A 15,955-nucleotide genomic window follows, 5' to 3' on the forward strand; every position below is an offset into this window, starting at 1 on the left:
GACCAGGCGCCATGACGAACCCCCGTCACAACATGCGCGACATCTACCCGCCGACCGGGCCGGAAATCACCGCCAAATCCTGGCTCACCGAGGCACCGATGCGGATGCTGATGAACAATCTGCATCCCGACGTCGCCGAGAACCCGCACGAACTGGTCGTCTATGGCGGTATCGGCCGCGCCGCGCGCACCTGGGACGATTTCGACCGCATCGTCGCGACGCTGAAGACGCTGAACGAGGACGAGACGCTGTTGGTCCAGTCCGGCAAGCCCGTCGGCGTCTTCCGCACCCATGCGGACGCCCCGCGCGTGCTGATCGCCAATTCCAACCTGGTGCCGCACTGGGCGACGTGGGACCATTTCAACGAGCTGGATAAAAAAGGCCTCGCCATGTACGGCCAGATGACGGCCGGCTCGTGGATCTATATCGGCTCTCAGGGCATCGTTCAGGGCACCTACGAGACCTTCGCCGAGGCCGGCCGCCAGCATTATGGCGGCGACCTCACCGGCAAATGGATCCTGACGGCCGGCCTCGGCGGCATGGGCGGCGCCCAGCCGCTCGCGGCAGTGATGGCCGGCGCCTGCTGCCTCGCCGTCGAATGCGACGAGACCCGCGCCGATTTCCGGCTGCGCACCCGCTATGTCGACGCCAAGGCGCACACGCTCGACGAGGCGCTGGCGATGATCGACGGATGGACCAAGGCCGGAGAGGCGAAATCGGTCGCGCTGATCGGCAACGCGGCGGACATCTTCCCGGAACTGGTGGCGCGCATGAAGGCCGGCGGCGTCCGCCCGGACATCGTCACCGACCAGACCTCCGCGCATGATCCGATCCATGGCTACCTGCCGCAGGGCTGGACGGTCGGCGAATGGCGCGAAAAGCAGGAAAGCGACCCCAAGGCGGTCGAAAAGGCGGCGCGCGCCTCGATGAAGATCCATGTCGAGGCGATGGTCGACTTCTGGAACGCCGGCGTGCCGACGCTCGACTACGGCAACAACATCCGCCAGGTCGCCAAGGAAGAAGGCTTCGAGAACGCCTTTGCCTTCCCCGGTTTCGTTCCCGCCTATATCCGGCCGCTGTTCTGCCGCGGCATCGGGCCGTTCCGCTGGTGCGCGCTGTCCGGCGACCCGGAGGACATTTACAAGACCGACGCCAAGGTGAAGGAACTGGTCGACGACCCGCATCTGCACAACTGGCTCGACATGGCGCGCGAGCGCATCGCTTTCCAGGGCCTGCCGGCGCGCATCTGCTGGGTCGGCCTCGGGGTGCGCGACAAGCTCGGCCTCGCCTTCAACGAGATGGTGCGCAGCGGCGAATTGTCGGCGCCGATCGTGATCGGCCGCGACCACCTCGATTCCGGCTCAGTCGCCTCGCCCAACCGCGAAACCGAATCCATGAAGGACGGCTCCGACGCCGTGTCCGACTGGCCGCTGCTCAACGCGCTGCTCAACTGCGCCTCGGGCGCGACCTGGGTGTCGCTGCATCATGGCGGCGGCGTCGGCATGGGGTTCTCGCAGCACTCCGGCATGGTGATCTGCTGCGACGGCACGAAGGAAGCCGACGCACGCATCGCCCGCGTGCTGTGGAATGACCCGGCGACCGGCGTGATGCGTCATGCCGACGCCGGCTACGAAATCGCGCTCGACTGTGCGCGTGAACAGGGTCTGAGGCTCCCCGCGATCCTCGGAAACTGACAATGGCGGATTGTGCGTTGCACAAGAACCCGGAAAACATCACAGTCGCTCGGTCCGAAACCCGAGTACAACTTACAGAGGGAACAACGTCATGAGACTGCGGAAAATCATTGGAATGCTCGCCGCCGGCGCCGTCGCGCTCGGCATGACCGGCTATGCGCAAGCCGACCAGCTCGCCGACATCAAGGCCAAGGGCAAGATCGTTGCCGCAACCGAGATGCATTTCGCTCCCTTCGACATCCTCAAGGATGGCGAATATGAGGGCATCTGCCACGACCTGTTCACCGAGGTCGCCAAGGAACTGGGCGTCGAGGTCGAGTTCCTCGACCTGCCCTGGCAATCGATCCTGCCGGGCCTCGAAGCCGGCAAGTTCGACATCGTCAACGCGCCGGTGACGATCACCGCCGAACGCGTGCAGCGTTACTCGTTCACCCTGCCGATGGGCAACGCCACCGTCGCCCTCGCCAAGAAGGCCGGCGACGACACGATCATGAAGCCCGAGGACATCGCCGGCAAGGCAGCCGGTTCGCAGAAGGGCTCCGCCCAGCTCGAACAGCTCAAGGCCTTCTCCGCGAAGCTTCCGCAGCCGGTCGACATCCGCGAATATGTCAATATCGACGAGGCGCTCGCCGACCTCGCCGCCGGCCGCATCCAGGCCGTCGCCAACTCCATGCCGCTGATGGGCTACGCCGCCGTCGAGCGCCCGGAGACCTTCGCCCTTGTCACCCCGCCTTTCGGCGATCCGAAATATTTCGCATGGGTCGCGCGCAAGGGCGACGACAGCGCAAGTCTCGTCGCTGCGATCAACGACGCGCTCCTGAAGATGCACGAGGACGGCCGCCTCGACGCCATCAACGAGAAGTGGCTCGGCACCGCGCCGGAACTGCCGACCGAAATGCCGGCCGTCAACTGACGCAACCGCACGATCCCGGCCCGGCGCGACAGCGCCGGGCCGGCCGCCAATCGCCTGAACCGGGGAGACGGGAGTGGATTTTTCCTTTTCGACGATCACGCACAACCTGCCCTATCTGCTGGCGGCGGCACGCTGGACGCTGATCATCTCCTTTGCCGGCATGCTGGTCGGTCTCGGCCTCGGCATCCTTGTCTGCGCCGCGCGGTTGTCGCGCCATCGCTGGCTGTCGTCGTTTGCGGCGCTCTATGTCAGCTTCTTCCGCGGCGTCCCGCTGCTGGTCCAGCTTCTCGCCTTCTTCTACATCCTGCCCTACGCCGGTATCGATCTGCCCGCCACGGTCGCCGCCTTCCTTTCGATCGGCATGTGTTCGGCAGCCTATAACGCGGAGATCCTGCGCGGCTCGCTGCAGGCGATCCCGGCCGGCCAGAAGGAGGCCGCCGATGCGCTCGGCATCGCGCCCTTCGCGCTGTGGCGCCGCATCCTCGTCCCGCAGGCGCTGCGCATCGGCCTGCCCTCGCATGTCAACGAACTGATCCTGCTGGTGAAGGTGTCCTCGCTCGCTTCGGTGGTGGGCATCGGGGAGCTTACCCGCGTCGCCCAGAACATCACCGGCCAGACCTACCGCCCGCTGGAGATCTATCTCGCGGCGGCCTGCGTCTATTTCGTCATCAACGCGATCCTCGCCTATGCGGGGCGAATGGCCGAGCGGCGGCTGAACGTCGGCGGAGCGTAGGGACGGCGCGATGGAACTCGACCTCTTCGTTCGCTACGGCCCCGCCCTGCTGCACGGTTTCGGCATCACCATCCTGTGCTGGATCGCCGGATCGCTCGGCGGCATGGCGCTCGGTTTCCTGATCGCCTGCATCTACCAGTGGTCCGGCCGCTGGATTCGCGGCCTGCTGCAGGCCTATATCGAAATCGTGCGCGGCACGCCGTTCATGATCCAGCTCTTCATCCTCTATTACGGCGGACCGCATTTCGGCCTGCTGCTGTCTCCGGTCGAGGCCGGCATCGCCGGTTTCGTCGTCTATGGCAGCCCCTATTTCGCGGAGATCTTCCGCGCGGGCTTCGCTTCGACGCCGAAGGGCCAGTTCGAGGCGGCGCGCTGCATGGGCTTTTCCGAATGGACCATCGTTCGCCGTATCGTGCTGCCGCAGATGCTGGTCTCGATCACCGCTCCGCTGACGAATTTCGTCATCATCCTCACCAAGGAAACGGCGATCCTGTCGGTCGTGACGGTGCCGGAACTGCTCTACGAGACGCAGACCATGGCCGCCGAAACCTTCACCTATGTCGAACCCTTCCTCGTGCTGTCGCTCTTCTACTGGGCGATGGTGGAATTCACCTCCTGGCTCGGCCGGCGGGTGGAGTTGCGCGTGACGCGCCATCTCCGCCGCGCCTGACCGGCCCGATACGGCAAACCGGAAATAGACCATGCCCGACACCGCGACATCCGCCGAATCCATCATCACCGTGCGCGGCCTCGGCAAGCGCTATGGCGACTTCCAGGCGTTGACAGGAGTCGACCTCGACGTGCGCAAGTCGGAGGTCACCTGCCTGATCGGTCCGTCCGGCTCGGGCAAGAGCACGCTTCTGCGCTGCATGAACTTCCTCGAAGCCTACGAGGAAGGCGAGGTCCGCCTCGACGGCGAGCTGATCGGCTGGCAGGAGGGCTCCAGCGGTCCGCGCCGGCCGCTGCCGGGGCGCCGGCTGCGCGAGCAGCGCCGCCACATCGGCATGGTCTTCCAGCAGTTCAACCTGTGGCCGCACATGTCCGCGCTCGAAAACGTCGCCGAGGCCCTCGTCCAGGTGCAGGGGATGACGAAGGCCGAGGCGAACGGCCGCGCGATGGCCGCGCTCGAAAAGGTCAATCTCAAGGACAAGGCCGGCAATTATCCCTCGGCGCTGTCCGGCGGGCAGCAGCAGCGCGTCGCGATCGCCCGCGCCATCGCCATGGAGCCGCGCGTCATCCTGTTCGACGAGCCGACCTCGGCGCTCGATCCGGAGCTTGTCGGCGAGGTGCTGAACGTCATGAAGGCGATGGCGACGGAAGGCATGACCATGGTCGTCGTCACCCACGAAATGGGCTTCGCCGCCCATGTCGCCAGCCGCGTCGCCTTCCTCGATCACGGCCGCCTGGTCGCCTGCGTGCCGCCGCCCGAGATCTTCGGCGCCGACCCCGCCGATCCCCGCATCCGCTCCTTCCTGCAGACCTATCGCGAGCGCAACGTCGTCTAGGTGTGAGCTTTCCGGAGGTTGTCCATTCGCACCGGACCGGCAACCGGCGCCCCGTCTCACGCGCCGTCGAGTTCGCGCAGGAACCGCCACAGCGGCAGGAGTTCCTCGAAGCAAGACAGGCTGCGCGCCATGATGTCCGGCCCGGCCGCCGCCTGCGGGCCCTCGAAGTCGCGCCAGACGGCGATGCCCTTGTGCAGCGACAGCTCCACATAGGCGTGGTCGGCGGGAAAGCCCGCCGGAATCCGCTTCAGCGCCGGCTCCTGCAGGCGGAAGCCCTTGTCCTTCAGCGCGGCGATCATCCGGCCAAGATCGTCGCCCTCGGGCCCCGCGATCCTGCGGCGGTAGGTTTCGAGCGCCGGCACGGCGAATTCGAACACGCCGCAGCCGACGGTGCAGTACCCGGTCGACAGGCCGAACATGAAGGCAGGCGGGCTGGCACCGGCGTCGAGCGGCGTCCACGCGATGTGGATATGGGCGTTATAGGGCGTCTTGTCCCTGGAAAAGCGGATGTCGCGGTTGATGCGGAATATCTTCGGCTTCTGGGCCAGGCCGGTGAGGCTTTCGATCTCGCCGGCCATCAGTTCGGCGAAGGCGTTTGCCGGTTTCTTCACGGCGGCCTCGTAGAGCGGCCGGTTGGCGTTGAACCATTCGCGGTTGTTGTTCGCTTCGAGGTCGGACAGGAAGGCAATCGTCCGGCCGGTGAAGCCGGTGAAATCCGGTGCCGGCATCGCGCCCTCCTATTTCGGCGGCAGGGTGGTGACATAGGCGAGCGTCAGCGAGGTGAGCGCCCGCATCGCCGCCTCATCGGCGGCCTCCTCGTCGAGATAGATGAAGCCGCCCATCTTGCGCCCGCCATGCGTCATCGGCCGCGTGCCGGGAAGGCGAAGCGCTTCCGCCTCGTTGTCCTTGCCCACCCGGAACATGAAGTGGGCGTCGCCGGACTTCATGCGCCGCGCCGCGCCGAGCATGTTGCCGTCGATCATGAAGCAGACGCCACCCATCATCTTCTTTTCCGACACGCCGGGCATGCCGTCGAAACGGTCGCGCATGCGGGCAGCCAGTTCCTCGTCGTAAGCCATGGCGCAATTCTAGTCGATTTCCGGACGACGGGAAGCAGCGCGGGCCGGCGCGCGCGTCCCTCCTGACATCTGCCGACGTGACGGAGCGGCCTTGCGCGGCATCTTGACCGCGCGGAAACGAGCGGCCATGGACAAACCCATGAACACGACCGACACTCTCTCAAGCGATGCGCGCGCGATCTTCCAAGCTGGCGTCGCCGCCGCCGATCCCTATCACGCCGTGCTGAACGCGCTCGAAATCCACGACGGCGAATGGTCGAAAGCGGCCAGGGTGCACGTCATCGCGGCGGGCAAGGGCGCCATTCCGATGATCGAGGCGGCGCTGGAATTCCTGCCGCACGGCAAGATCGCCGATGCGCTGGCCGTCACCAATTACGAGAATGTCCGCGACGTCGAGGGCGTCACCGTCATCGGCGCATCGCATCCGCTGCCCGACGAAAACGGCGCGGAGGGCGCGCGGCGGATCGAGGCGATCGCGCATGCGGCCGGCGCCAGCGATCTCGTGCTCTGCCTGATATCCGGCGGCGCCTCGGCGCTGCTGCCCGCGCCGCCCGAGGGCATTACGCTCGCCGAAAAGATCCGCGCCAATGACCTGTTGCTTAAATCCGGCGCCGACATCGTCGCCATGAACACAGTGCGCAAGGCGTTGTCGCGGCTGAAGGGCGGCGGGCTGGCGCGGGCGATCGTGCCGGCGCAGGGGCTGGCGCTGATCCTTTCCGACGTGCCCGGCGACGATCTCGCCATCATCGCCTCGGGGCCGACCGTGCCCGATCCGGCGGAGCCGGGAAAAGCGCTGGAGATCGTGCGCGCCTTCGGCCTCGAAGGTGAGATGCCGGCAAGCGTCATGGCGCATCTGGAGAAACGCGCCTCCGCGCAAAAACAGGATTTCGTGCAGACGACGGAGAACATCCTCGTCGGCTCCAACTCGATCAGCCTGCATGCCATGGAAGGCGCGGCAAAGCATAAGGGCTACGACACCGTCATCCTGTCGGAATGGCTGGAAGGCGACGTGCAGGATGCCGCCCAGGCCTTCCGCGATGCCGCCGGCACCGCGCCGTCCGGCAAGCCGGTCGCGATCCTCGCCGGCGGCGAGACCAGCGTGCAGGTCATCGGCTCCGGCAAGGGCGGCCGCAACCAGGAAATGGCGCTGCGCTTCGCCGCGCTGTGCGAAACCAATTCTCTGCCGGGGGACTGGGCGTTCCTTTCCGGCGGAACGGACGGCCGCGACGGGCCGACAGACGCGGCGGGCGGTCTGGTGACGGCGCGGACAATCCCGGCGCTGGAGGCAAAGGGTCTGTCGGTCGAGACCTATCTCGCAAACAACGACGCCTATCACGCGCTCAACGAAGCCGGCGCCCTGCTGAAGACGGGCGCGACCGGCACCAATGTGGCCGATTTGCAGGTCCTGCTGCTGGGGTGACCGCCACTTCCCCGGCCTGCTTGCGGGGAGAGGGATAGGCGGACACTACCGCGACAATTCCCGCGTCGCCTCGTCCAGCCCCTTCAGCGTCAGGGGATACATCTTCCCGCCCATGATCTCGGTCAGCATCGCGGTCGACTGCGTATAGCGCCAGCGGTCCTGGCTTTCCGGGTTGAGCCAGACGGATTTCGGGAACTTTTCCAGAACACGCTGCATCCACACGGCGCCCGTCTCCTCGTTCCAGTGCTCCACCGAGCCACCCGGATAGGCAATCTCGTAGGGGCTCATCGCGGCGTCGCCGACGAAGACGACGCGATAGTCCGGTCCGTAGGTGTGCAGCACGTCGAAGGTCGGGATACGCTCGCCGTGGCGGCGGCGGTTGTCCTTCCAGACCGATTCGTAAAGGCAGTTGTGGAAGTAGTAATATTCGAGGTGCTTGAACTCGGCGCGCGCGGCGGAAAACAGCTCCTCGACGGAGCGGATATGGTCGTCCATCGAGCCGCCGACATCGAAGAACATCAAGAGCTTCACCGCGTTGCGGCGCTCGGGGCGCATCTGCACGTCGAGATAGCCGTGCTCGGCGGTCGACCGAATCGTGCCGTCGAGGTCGAACTCGTCATGAGCGCCCTGGCGCGCCCAGCGGCGCAGGCGTTTCAGCGCGACCTTGATATTGCGGGTGCCGAGCTCGACGCTGTCGTCGAAATTCCTGAACTCGCGCTTGTCCCAGACCTTGACCGCGCGGCGGTGGCGGCTTTCGTGCTGGCCGATGCGCACGCCTTCGGGATTGTAGCCATAGGCGCCGAAGGGCGAGGTGCCGGCGGTGCCGATCCATTTCGAGCCGCCCTGGTGGCGGTCCTTCTGCTCCTCGAGCCGCTGTTTCAGCGTCTCCATCAGCTTGTCGAAGCCGCCCAGCGCCTCGACCAGCTTCTTTTCCTCGTCGGTGAGGTGCTTTTCGGCGAGCTTGCGCAGCCATTCCTCCGGCAGCGCCATCGGATCGATGCCGCCCTCGCCGGAGACCGCCTCGACGCCCTTGAAGACATGCGAGAACACCTGGTCGAACCGGTCGATATGGCGCTCGTCCTTCACCAGCGCGGTGCGGGCGAGATAGTAGAAGCCCTCGACGTCATAGGTGACGAGATCGGCCTCCAGCCCCTCGAGCAGCGACAGATATTCGCGCAGCGAGACTGGAACCTTGGCGGCTTTCAGTTCGAGAAAGAACGGAATGAACATACGTCATTCTTAGAGCGCGAAAAGGGTTCTGTCATCCTTCCCGCTGACGCGTCCTAGCCGTCCGGATTGGTCAGCGCCAGCGCCGCCTCGCGCCGTTTCAGGCTTTCGGCCGGCCAGTGCTGCGACCGGCGGTAATATTGCGGGAAGGCCGGTGTTTCCTGGGGCAGAACCACCCAGGGCTGCTTACTCTCGGTGTAGATGTGGACATCGGGCGGGCAGGCGTCCGGATCCTCCAGCGTGCCGACGCGCACGAAGCGGAAGGCGGGACTGGAATAGACGCTCCACAGGGCGATCTGGCAGGTCGGGCAGCGGCTGACGACCTGGCCATTGCCGCTTTCGCTGGGAATCGCGATCTCGGCGGGCGTTCCGGCAAGCAGCTCCACCTCCCCGGCCTCGATCAGCGCATTGAGCGCAAAGGCCGAGCCGGTTTCGCGCTGGCACCAGCGGCAATGGCAGCAGTGGACGAAAAGCGGTTTCGCGTTGAGCCGGTAGCGGACTTCGCCGCATGTGCATCGTCCGAGCATCGGACCCTCCCTGACATGGTCGACATGACAATCGGCCAATCGGCGGGCGAGATCAATCGGCGAGATTCGCGGGGCGCGAGCCCTCGCGAAGGCGGTTCAGGCGGTTTTGGAGGAAGCGGTCTTTTTCGCGGCGGAGGGCTTCCGGGAGGCGCGCTTCGGCTTGGGAGCCTCTTCCTGCGGACCGGCTTCCATGCGCAGTTTGCGCAGCCGCTCGGTCTTCTTCTCGCGGGCCGTCGCTTCGGCCTCGGTCATGGACCGCGCCACCGTGTTGGTGACTTCCCACTTGTCGTTCGCGCGCGTCGACGGCTTGAACAAGGTGTCTTTTGTCAGTTTCGACATGGATCTCCTTTCAGGGCATCGGCCGGCGCGGCCGGGAATCCCGTCCGCTGCCGGTCATCGCCCGTCAATCAGCGTGCGCCCGTTTCGCGCGGCTTGCGCTTCGGTCCGGGGATCAGCCCCTCGCGCTGCGCCTGCTTGCGCGCGGCCTTGCGGCTGCGGCGAACGGCCTCGCCCTTTTCGCGGGCGCGCTTTTCGGAAGGCTTCTCATAGGCGCGGCGCGCCTTCATTTCGCGAAACAGGCCTTCGCGCTGCATCTTCTTCTTGAGGACCCGAAGGGCCTGGTCGACGTTGTTATCTCTGACGAGAACTTGCAATGGCTTCCTCACTTCGTTGGTGTTCGGGCGTTACCGAAGATGTGCAGTGCCCGGGGTGTTGCTGTTGTCCGCCTGTTTCGGCGAGGTATCTTCGACAGCTTCTATGTCGTCTTCCTGGGCGACGCGCTCATGGCGTTCCTCTTCGCTGCGCATGCGGTACTGGCAGGTCCCGTTTTGCGGCGGCAGCAGCCCGACGATCTCGAATGTATCCGGCGTCTTGAGCGGCATTCCGGACCGGCTCTTGAACCGGACAGTCTGGCCTAGCGGATAGCGATGTAGAGCCATGGTCATCTTTCCAGGAAATGAAAAAGCGGGGAAGCGCCCCCGCTTTCGGTTTCGGCCGGATCCCGGGCCCGCCGGACGTCAGCGTCCGGTGCGGTCGGATCCGCGTGAAATCAGAGCGCCTTGAGATTGGCGGCCGAGGTGCGGCCATCACGGCCGGTTTCGAGTTCGAACTCGACCTTCTGGCCCTCGACGAGGCCGCCGAGACCGGCGCGATCGAGTGCGCTGATATGGACGAAAACGTCTTTGCTGCCATCTTCCGGCTGGATAAATCCAAAGCCCTTCTGGCCATTATAAAACTTCACTGTACCAGTCTGCATTTAAGTAGTCCTCAGACGAAAATTGCCGCGCCGCGAGATTTGCGGACGCGATCCACTATCGAGAATTGGAAAGATATTGGCGGGTCGAAAGCCTGTGACGCCGCGAATAGCCAAACCTGGCCAAGTAAACGATGGCCGTATATAGGCGCAAATCCGGGAAATTTCAAGCAGATACGCGGATCGGCGGTCCGGGCCGTCCCGGAGCGCCCGTTCGCGCGTTTGCCGAGCGATCGGCGCAACGCCTGGACGGCCCGCTGGTCCACGCCGGGTGCCGCAGCGGCAGGCCAGCGCGATTGCGGCGACGGATGCCGCCATCACAAGCGCGGAGGCTTGATTGCCGTTTTCAGCGTCGTTCCTCCCGGCGCGACGGTCCCGAGAAACGCAATACGCGCGTCCGATCTCCCGCCCGCGGGGAAGGATGAAACGGAAGCGCCGCGAAGCGGCCAAAGCAAAATGTAATCCACCGCCCCGCCGCTTGCCTTATCCTTGCCCGATGACGATGGCGCAAGGACAATCGATCAACTGGGCGCGGGCTATTGCCCGCAACCGCGACGCACTTTTGCGTATCGTCGCGGCGCTGTTCGCCATGGTCGGGCTGGCCGATGGCGAAGTGGCCGCGACGCTGCCGCGCCATCTGCGCAATTGCGTGATCCGGATCCTGCGCCCCGCCGAAGCCGCCGTCCGGCGTCTTGTCATCATCGCCGCGCGCGATCTTGTTGTTGTGGTGGCGCCGGCGCGCCGCAAAAAAGCCGCCACGCCAACCACAACAACACCCACAACAGGCAAACCCGCCGCCGCCATCCCGGCGCTCCCCCTCATCGATCCGCTCAAGCGTTTCGATTTCCGGCCCCGGAGGCGCCGCGCCCGGTCCTTCCCGCGCATCACCTTCATCGGCCTGACCGAGCCGACTCCGATTCCCGACGACTGGATTCCCTCGCCCGACGACGAGATCGACGCCGCGCCGATCGGCCGCCGGCTGATATCGCTGAAGCGCGCGCTGGACGATCTCGACGGTCACGCCAAACGTTTCGCCCGCTGGAAAGCGAAGCGCGATCTCGGCCTCAACAGCTCGCCCCGCTTCAATCCCATGCGTCCGGGCCGGCCGCCGGGCTACCGCAAGCGGGCCTTTCACGAGGTCGACGACGTGCTGAGGGAATGCCACGCGCTGGCGTTTGACGCGCAGCGGCTGGATACGTCGTGAGCCGCCGGGGACCCGGCGCGTGCCCGGGTGACGCCCTATCGCGAATATTTGATGAACGGCGTCAGCTTGCCGATGCGGTCGTAGAGCTTGCGCGCCGTTTCGTTGAAGTCCTGCGTCAGCCAGTAGACGTTCGGGCAGCCTTCCTTGTCGGCGGCGGCATAGACGGCCTCGATCAGCGCCCGGCCGATGCCTGTTCCGCGCACGTCCGGGTCGGCATAGAGGTCCTGCAAATAGCAGACATTTTCAATGCGCCAGCCATGGCGGTGGAACAGGTAATGCACCAGTCCGACCGGCTTGCCGCCAAGCGTCGCGATCAGACCGCGGAACTCGTTCGGCGCACCGTCATTGCCGGCCAGCATGCGCTCGAAGGAGGATTTGTAGACCTCCTCGGGCACCGAGGATTCGTAGAATTCCAGATAGGCGGTCCACAGGCGGCGCCATTCGGCCTCGTCGCCGCGTTGCAACGGGCGGATCTCCAGCTTGTCAGTCATGATGTTTTCCGATCTCCGCAAGGTCATAGGGGGTGGTCTGGTAAACTTGGTTGATCCAGTTGCCGAACAGCAGGAAGGCGTGGCTGCGCCAGCGGTTCAGCGGCTTGTTGTCCGGGTCGTCGTCCGGGAAGTAATTGGCCGGCACCTCGATCGGCGTGCCGTTGGCGACATCGCGGAAATATTCCTCGGCGAGCGAGGTCGAGTCGTATTCCACGTGGTTGAAGATGTAGAGCCGGTTGCATGTCTTCTCGGCGACAAGGCAAAGGCCGGTCTCCGGCGAATCCATCAGCACCTCAAGCCCCATGTCCTGGGAGATGTCGTCGGCGCGGACCTCGGTCCAGCGCGAGACCGAGATCGAGAAGTCGTCGGAAAAGCCCGCCAGATAGGGCGAGGCGGGCGCGAGATTGCGGTGGCGATAGACGCCGAAGGCCTTTTTTGGAAGCGTGTATTTCGGCACGCCGTGGAAGTGCCAGATCGCCGCCATCGCGCCCCAACAGATGTTGAAGGTCGAATGGACATGGGTTTTGGTCCAGTCGAGGATCTGCGTCAGCTCGTCCCAATAGGTGACGTCCTCGAAGGGCAGGGTCTCGATCGGCGCGCCGGTGATGATGAAGCCGTCGAACTTGCGGTGCTTTATCTCGTCCCAGGTGTGATAGAAGGAGATCAGGTGATCTTCCGGCGTGTTCTTGGCCTTGTGGCCGCCGATGCGCACCAGCGTCAGTTCCACCTGCAGCGGCGTCGTGCCGATCAGCCGGGCGATCTGGGTCTCGGTCTTGATCTTGTTCGGCATCAGGTTGAGCAGGCCGATCTGCATCGGACGAATGTCCTGGCGCAGCGCCGTCGTGTCGTCCATGACCATCACGCCCTCGCGCACGAGGATGTCGCGGGCGGGAAGCTGGTCGGGAATACGGATCGGCATTGTCGAAACTCCAAAACAAAACCGGCCAACGGGATTTGCCGCTGCCGGTCCGGATGGGATTTTGCCCTCGGCCCTTTTAGCGACTTGTTTAACGTGGCTGCAAGCCGGCCGGCCAAATCACCACGCCGAATTCAATAGGCCCGAACGTTTTCGCGGTCAACTCGCATGCGGATCGGCGCCGGACCTAGATACGTCATTGCCGCGATTTCCCGGCGGGTGTATTTTAAAAAATCAATTCGCATTCCAGGGGCAAGGGCACCAACCGGCCGGCAAGACGGCCGTGCGCGCGCCGCGTCCCGTGGCCCGCACATCCGTCAATCCGGCGGCCTCGCAACGAGGCGCAACAAGGGAGAACGGCCATGGCAGTCGCTTTGACAATCCAGGAATATCTCGACGACAACCACATTCCGTTCGAGGTGATGAAGCATCGCAAGACGGCAAACGCCAGCGGGACGGCGGAAGCCAGCCATATCTCCGGCGACAACCTGGCCAAGGGCGTGGTCCTCAAGTGGGACCAAGGCTATATGCTCGCCGTTGTGCCTGCGTCGCGGCAGATCGATCTTGAGCGAATCCGCTCGATGGTCGGCGACAATGTGGAACTGGCGACCGAGGACGAGGCAAGCATGCTGTTTCCCGATTGCGATGCCGGCGCGGTTCCGCCGCTCGGCGTGCCGTACCGGGTCAGCTGCGTGGTGGACGAACGGCTCGAGGGCCGTGACGACATCTATTTCGAGGGCGGCGACCACAAGAGCCTCGTACATGTCGCGGGCGACGAGTTCGGCCGGCTGATGTATGGCGTGCCGCACGGGCGTATCTGCGGCTGATTGCCGGCGCGGTTTCGGTCGCACGAAATCTTTTCCACCTGTCCGGCCCAGCATGCGAAAATGCACGGGTGGAAACCGGGCATGGTCAATCCGGTCGCGGGCCGGCTTTGATGCGAATCAAGGCCGGCGATGGTGCGTTCGCTAGGATCGCCGCAAATCGGAGACGGAAAATGACGGGCTGGAAAAAACTGGCTATCGCTCTGGGTGTGATCGGAGGCCTCGTTCACGCGGCACATGCCGGGCCGGTTGGCGATTTCGAGGCGGCGATGCGGCAGGCCTATGGCGATTATCGCGCCGCGCTGTTCGCGACCAATTCCGGCAATGCGGAAAAATCGACGGGTGCGATCGCCGGCTTCAAGGCGACGTGGGATACGCTTGCGGGCGCCAACATGCAGCCGCCGCCGCAATATGCCGACGATCCGGACTATGCGGCAACGATGGAACGGGTCTCGGAGATCGCGGAGACAGCGGGCGACCAGGCGAAAGACGGCGAGCTTGCCGAAGCGCACGAAACCCTCGAAGCCATTCGTAACGAGATCGGCGCGCTGCACGAACGCAACGACATCGTTTCCTTTTCCGACCGCATGAATGCCTATCACGCGAAAATGGAAGAGATCCTCAGCAAGGATTATGTCGGCTTCGATGCGAAGGGCATGAGCATGTTGTGCGAGGACGCCGCCGTGCTCGGCTATCTCGCCGAACAGATTTCCAGCCATCCGCCGGCTGAAGCGTCGGACCCCGCCTTCGGGAAACTGCTTTCAGCGATGATGGACAGCGTGGCCGCGCTGACGAAGGCGGCTCGCGACGACGATGCGGAGGCTGCGGCGGCGGCCGTGAAGGGGCTCAAGGTTCCTTATTCGAAGTTGTTCCTGAATTTCGGATGATCCGACGATGGTGCGATTTCTTCGCCAGTCGCCCGGATTCTCCGGTATCAGGAATCGATACCGGAAATGGCATGGCCGCGGGAGCCGTGGCGGCTGTGGAGGTCGCGGACGGGCGGGGGGGCACCAGCGTCACCTTCCAACCATCGCGCAGCGGAAAGGGGGCCGCGTCTTCCCCGAATGCGGCGCGACAGGGATGACTTTTCCAAATTGAAGGCGAAGCGGGCCGTCGAAGCATGAGTGAAACGATTGTCATTGGCGGAGGAATCGCCGGCCTGTCTGCCGCCTGGCGGCTTTGCCGGGAAGGGCACGCCTGCACCGTCGTCGAGGCGGGAAAAACCGGAAACGGCGCGAGCCGTGTTGCCGCCGGATACTGCGAGCCGGGGCTGGAGCCCGACGAAATCTCCGCCATGGAATGGGAAAGCCTGCGCCTCTGGCCACAAATGGCGAAGGAACTCGAGGCCGAGACCAACTGCGAGATCGATTTTCGAACCGATGGCCAGTTGCGCATCGCCTATCCGGATACCGAGGCCGAGCTGCTGGCCGATACGGCGCGCCGCCGCGAACTCGGATGGCAGGTCCGCGTGCTGAGCGGCAGCGAGGCGCGTGTGCTGGAACCAGGCCTGTCCGAAGAGGTGAGCGCCGCCGTTCTTCTTCCGCAGGTATCATGGGTCGATGGCCGCAAGGCCTGTGCCGCGCTGGCCGCCGCGATCGAGGCGCGTGGCGGACGAATTGTCGAGGGTGTCCGCGTTGAGCGTCTGACCATCCGCGACGGCCGCGTCAGCGGCGTCGAGACATCCGGCGGCCCGATGCCGGCGGACCGGGTTTTGGTCGCTTCGGGCCACCTGACAAATGATATTGCCGGCCTGCCGGCCGATCTGCCCGCTTCCTACAGCGTTAAGGGCGTCATCCTGACGCTGAAGACCGACCGCCCCCTCGTCAAACATCTGGTCAAGACGCCGCAAGGCGTGATCTGTCCGCGCAATGACGGCCGGTTGATCGTTGGCGTGACACGCCATGTCCGCGATACCACGCCGCTTCCCGCGGCGGGCGCGGTGCGGACGATCCTGGAAAGCGCGGTGCGGGCGGTTCCGGCATTGGAGGGGCTTCCCCTGACGGAAGTCAATGTCGGTTTCCGGCCTTATCTGGAAGGCGACGTCAGCGTGTCGGGCGCGGCGCCGGGTATCGAGGGGCTTTTCTACTCGCTCGGCCATATGTCGGATGGCTATCTGCGGGCGCCTCTCATGTCGCTGCGTGTCGCCGAGGCGATGCTGGCCTAGCTGTGG

General features: G+C 64.9%; 20 protein-coding genes and 1 riboswitch. Of the genes, 10 read left to right on the plus strand and 10 right to left on the minus strand.

Annotated elements, in window-relative coordinates; genetic code table 11:
* Nucleotides 1–11: 11 nt before the first annotated feature.
* The 5 genes from hutU to IG169_RS03245 all read left to right on the plus strand — a co-directional run bounded on the left by hutU (nucleotide 12) and on the right by IG169_RS03245 (nucleotide 4,845).
* Nucleotides 12–1,694 (plus strand): urocanate hydratase, encoded by a 1,683-nt coding sequence (hutU, locus tag IG169_RS03225; protein WP_193174720.1) that lies wholly within the window; start codon nucleotides 12–14, stop codon nucleotides 1,692–1,694.
* A 91-nt stretch (nucleotides 1,695–1,785) separates the two neighbouring features.
* On the plus strand, nucleotides 1,786–2,607 hold the full coding sequence (locus IG169_RS03230) for a transporter substrate-binding domain-containing protein (RefSeq protein ID WP_193174721.1): 822 nt from the start codon (nucleotides 1,786–1,788) through the stop codon (nucleotides 2,605–2,607).
* A 73-nt stretch (nucleotides 2,608–2,680) separates the two neighbouring features.
* Nucleotides 2,681–3,340 carry an amino acid ABC transporter permease gene (locus tag IG169_RS03235; RefSeq protein WP_343225562.1) on the plus strand — a complete coding sequence of 220 codons (660 nt, stop codon included), beginning with the start codon at nucleotides 2,681–2,683 and terminating at the stop codon, nucleotides 3,338–3,340.
* Nucleotides 3,341–3,350: 10 nt separating this feature from the next.
* Nucleotides 3,351–4,010, plus strand: coding sequence for an amino acid ABC transporter permease (locus IG169_RS03240; RefSeq protein ID WP_193174722.1), 660 nt, complete (start codon nucleotides 3,351–3,353; stop codon nucleotides 4,008–4,010).
* 31 nt (nucleotides 4,011–4,041) lie between these two features.
* On the plus strand, nucleotides 4,042–4,845 hold the full coding sequence (locus IG169_RS03245; RefSeq protein ID WP_210325834.1) for an amino acid ABC transporter ATP-binding protein: 804 nt from the start codon (nucleotides 4,042–4,044) through the stop codon (nucleotides 4,843–4,845).
* Between the two features lie 56 nt (nucleotides 4,846–4,901).
* Here IG169_RS03245 and IG169_RS03250 read toward each other — a convergent pair whose 3' ends face one another.
* Nucleotides 4,902–5,573 carry a DUF2461 domain-containing protein gene (locus tag IG169_RS03250; protein ID WP_193174723.1) on the minus strand — a complete coding sequence of 224 codons (672 nt, stop codon included), beginning with the start codon at nucleotides 5,571–5,573 and terminating at the stop codon, nucleotides 4,902–4,904.
* A gap of 9 nt (nucleotides 5,574–5,582) precedes the next feature.
* On the minus strand, nucleotides 5,583–5,924 hold the full coding sequence (locus IG169_RS03255; RefSeq protein WP_193174724.1) for a TfoX/Sxy family protein: 342 nt from the start codon (nucleotides 5,922–5,924) through the stop codon (nucleotides 5,583–5,585).
* Between the two features lie 127 nt (nucleotides 5,925–6,051).
* On the opposite strand from IG169_RS03255, the gene IG169_RS03260 reads away from it, so the two are divergent.
* Nucleotides 6,052–7,344: a glycerate kinase type-2 family protein gene (locus IG169_RS03260; RefSeq protein ID WP_193174725.1), complete on the plus strand. Its 1,293-nt coding sequence runs from the start codon at nucleotides 6,052–6,054 to the stop codon at nucleotides 7,342–7,344.
* 45 nt (nucleotides 7,345–7,389) lie between these two features.
* Here IG169_RS03260 and IG169_RS03265 read toward each other — a convergent pair whose 3' ends face one another.
* The 6 genes from IG169_RS03265 to IG169_RS03290 form a co-directional block, all read right to left on the minus strand.
* Nucleotides 7,390–8,574 (minus strand): vWA domain-containing protein, encoded by a 1,185-nt coding sequence (locus tag IG169_RS03265; RefSeq protein WP_193174726.1) that lies wholly within the window; start codon nucleotides 8,572–8,574, stop codon nucleotides 7,390–7,392.
* Nucleotides 8,575–8,627: 53 nt separating this feature from the next.
* On the minus strand, nucleotides 8,628–9,098 hold the full coding sequence (locus tag IG169_RS03270; protein WP_193174727.1) for a GFA family protein: 471 nt from the start codon (nucleotides 9,096–9,098) through the stop codon (nucleotides 8,628–8,630).
* A 96-nt stretch (nucleotides 9,099–9,194) separates the two neighbouring features.
* On the minus strand, nucleotides 9,195–9,437 hold the full coding sequence (locus tag IG169_RS03275) for a hypothetical protein (RefSeq protein WP_193174728.1): 243 nt from the start codon (nucleotides 9,435–9,437) through the stop codon (nucleotides 9,195–9,197).
* A gap of 68 nt (nucleotides 9,438–9,505) precedes the next feature.
* Nucleotides 9,506–9,751: a 30S ribosomal protein S21 gene (gene rpsU, locus IG169_RS03280; RefSeq protein WP_193174729.1), complete on the minus strand. Its 246-nt coding sequence runs from the start codon at nucleotides 9,749–9,751 to the stop codon at nucleotides 9,506–9,508.
* Between the two features lie 30 nt (nucleotides 9,752–9,781).
* Complete coding sequence (locus IG169_RS03285) at nucleotides 9,782–10,036, minus strand: hypothetical protein (RefSeq protein ID WP_193174730.1); 255 nt, start codon at nucleotides 10,034–10,036, stop codon at nucleotides 9,782–9,784.
* Between the two features lie 110 nt (nucleotides 10,037–10,146).
* On the minus strand, nucleotides 10,147–10,353 hold the full coding sequence (locus IG169_RS03290) for a cold-shock protein (RefSeq protein ID WP_193174731.1): 207 nt from the start codon (nucleotides 10,351–10,353) through the stop codon (nucleotides 10,147–10,149).
* Between the two features lie 334 nt (nucleotides 10,354–10,687).
* Between IG169_RS03290 and IG169_RS03295 the strand changes: the two genes are divergently transcribed.
* Nucleotides 10,688–11,554 carry a hypothetical protein gene (locus IG169_RS03295; RefSeq protein ID WP_246717091.1) on the plus strand — a complete coding sequence of 289 codons (867 nt, stop codon included), beginning with the start codon at nucleotides 10,688–10,690 and terminating at the stop codon, nucleotides 11,552–11,554.
* A 35-nt stretch (nucleotides 11,555–11,589) separates the two neighbouring features.
* On the opposite strand, the gene IG169_RS03300 is transcribed toward IG169_RS03295, so the two are convergent.
* Together IG169_RS03300 and metA are read right to left on the minus strand one after the other, a co-directional pair.
* A complete protein-coding gene (locus tag IG169_RS03300; RefSeq protein WP_246717092.1) occupies nucleotides 11,590–12,045 on the minus strand; it encodes a GNAT family N-acetyltransferase in 456 nt (151 codons plus the stop codon).
* Nucleotides 12,038–12,964 (minus strand): homoserine O-acetyltransferase MetA, encoded by a 927-nt coding sequence (gene metA, locus IG169_RS03305; protein WP_193174733.1) that lies wholly within the window; start codon nucleotides 12,962–12,964, stop codon nucleotides 12,038–12,040. Before metA ends, IG169_RS03300 begins: the two co-directional genes overlap by 8 nt.
* 55 nt (nucleotides 12,965–13,019) lie before the next feature.
* Nucleotides 13,020–13,098, minus strand: a riboswitch (SAM riboswitch).
* A gap of 225 nt (nucleotides 13,099–13,323) precedes the next feature.
* On the opposite strand from metA, the gene IG169_RS03310 reads away from it, so the two are divergent.
* The 3 genes from IG169_RS03310 (at nucleotide 13,324) to IG169_RS03320 (ending at nucleotide 15,949) form a co-directional block, all read left to right on the plus strand.
* Nucleotides 13,324–13,788 (plus strand): aminoacyl-tRNA deacylase, encoded by a 465-nt coding sequence (locus IG169_RS03310; protein WP_193174734.1) that lies wholly within the window; start codon nucleotides 13,324–13,326, stop codon nucleotides 13,786–13,788.
* Between the two features lie 170 nt (nucleotides 13,789–13,958).
* Entirely contained in the window at nucleotides 13,959–14,672 is a 714-nt protein-coding gene (locus IG169_RS03315; RefSeq protein WP_193174735.1) for a hypothetical protein, read from the plus strand.
* Between the two features lie 233 nt (nucleotides 14,673–14,905).
* The gene (locus IG169_RS03320) at nucleotides 14,906–15,949 is read left to right on the plus strand and encodes an NAD(P)/FAD-dependent oxidoreductase (protein WP_193174736.1); all 1,044 of its coding nucleotides are present in this window, start codon (nucleotides 14,906–14,908) and stop codon (nucleotides 15,947–15,949) included.
* Nucleotides 15,950–15,955 lie beyond the last annotated feature (6 nt).

The organism is Oricola nitratireducens, assembly GCF_014904745.1.
In the GTDB taxonomy this organism is placed as follows: Bacteria; Pseudomonadota; Alphaproteobacteria; order Rhizobiales; family Rhizobiaceae; genus Oricola; species Oricola nitratireducens.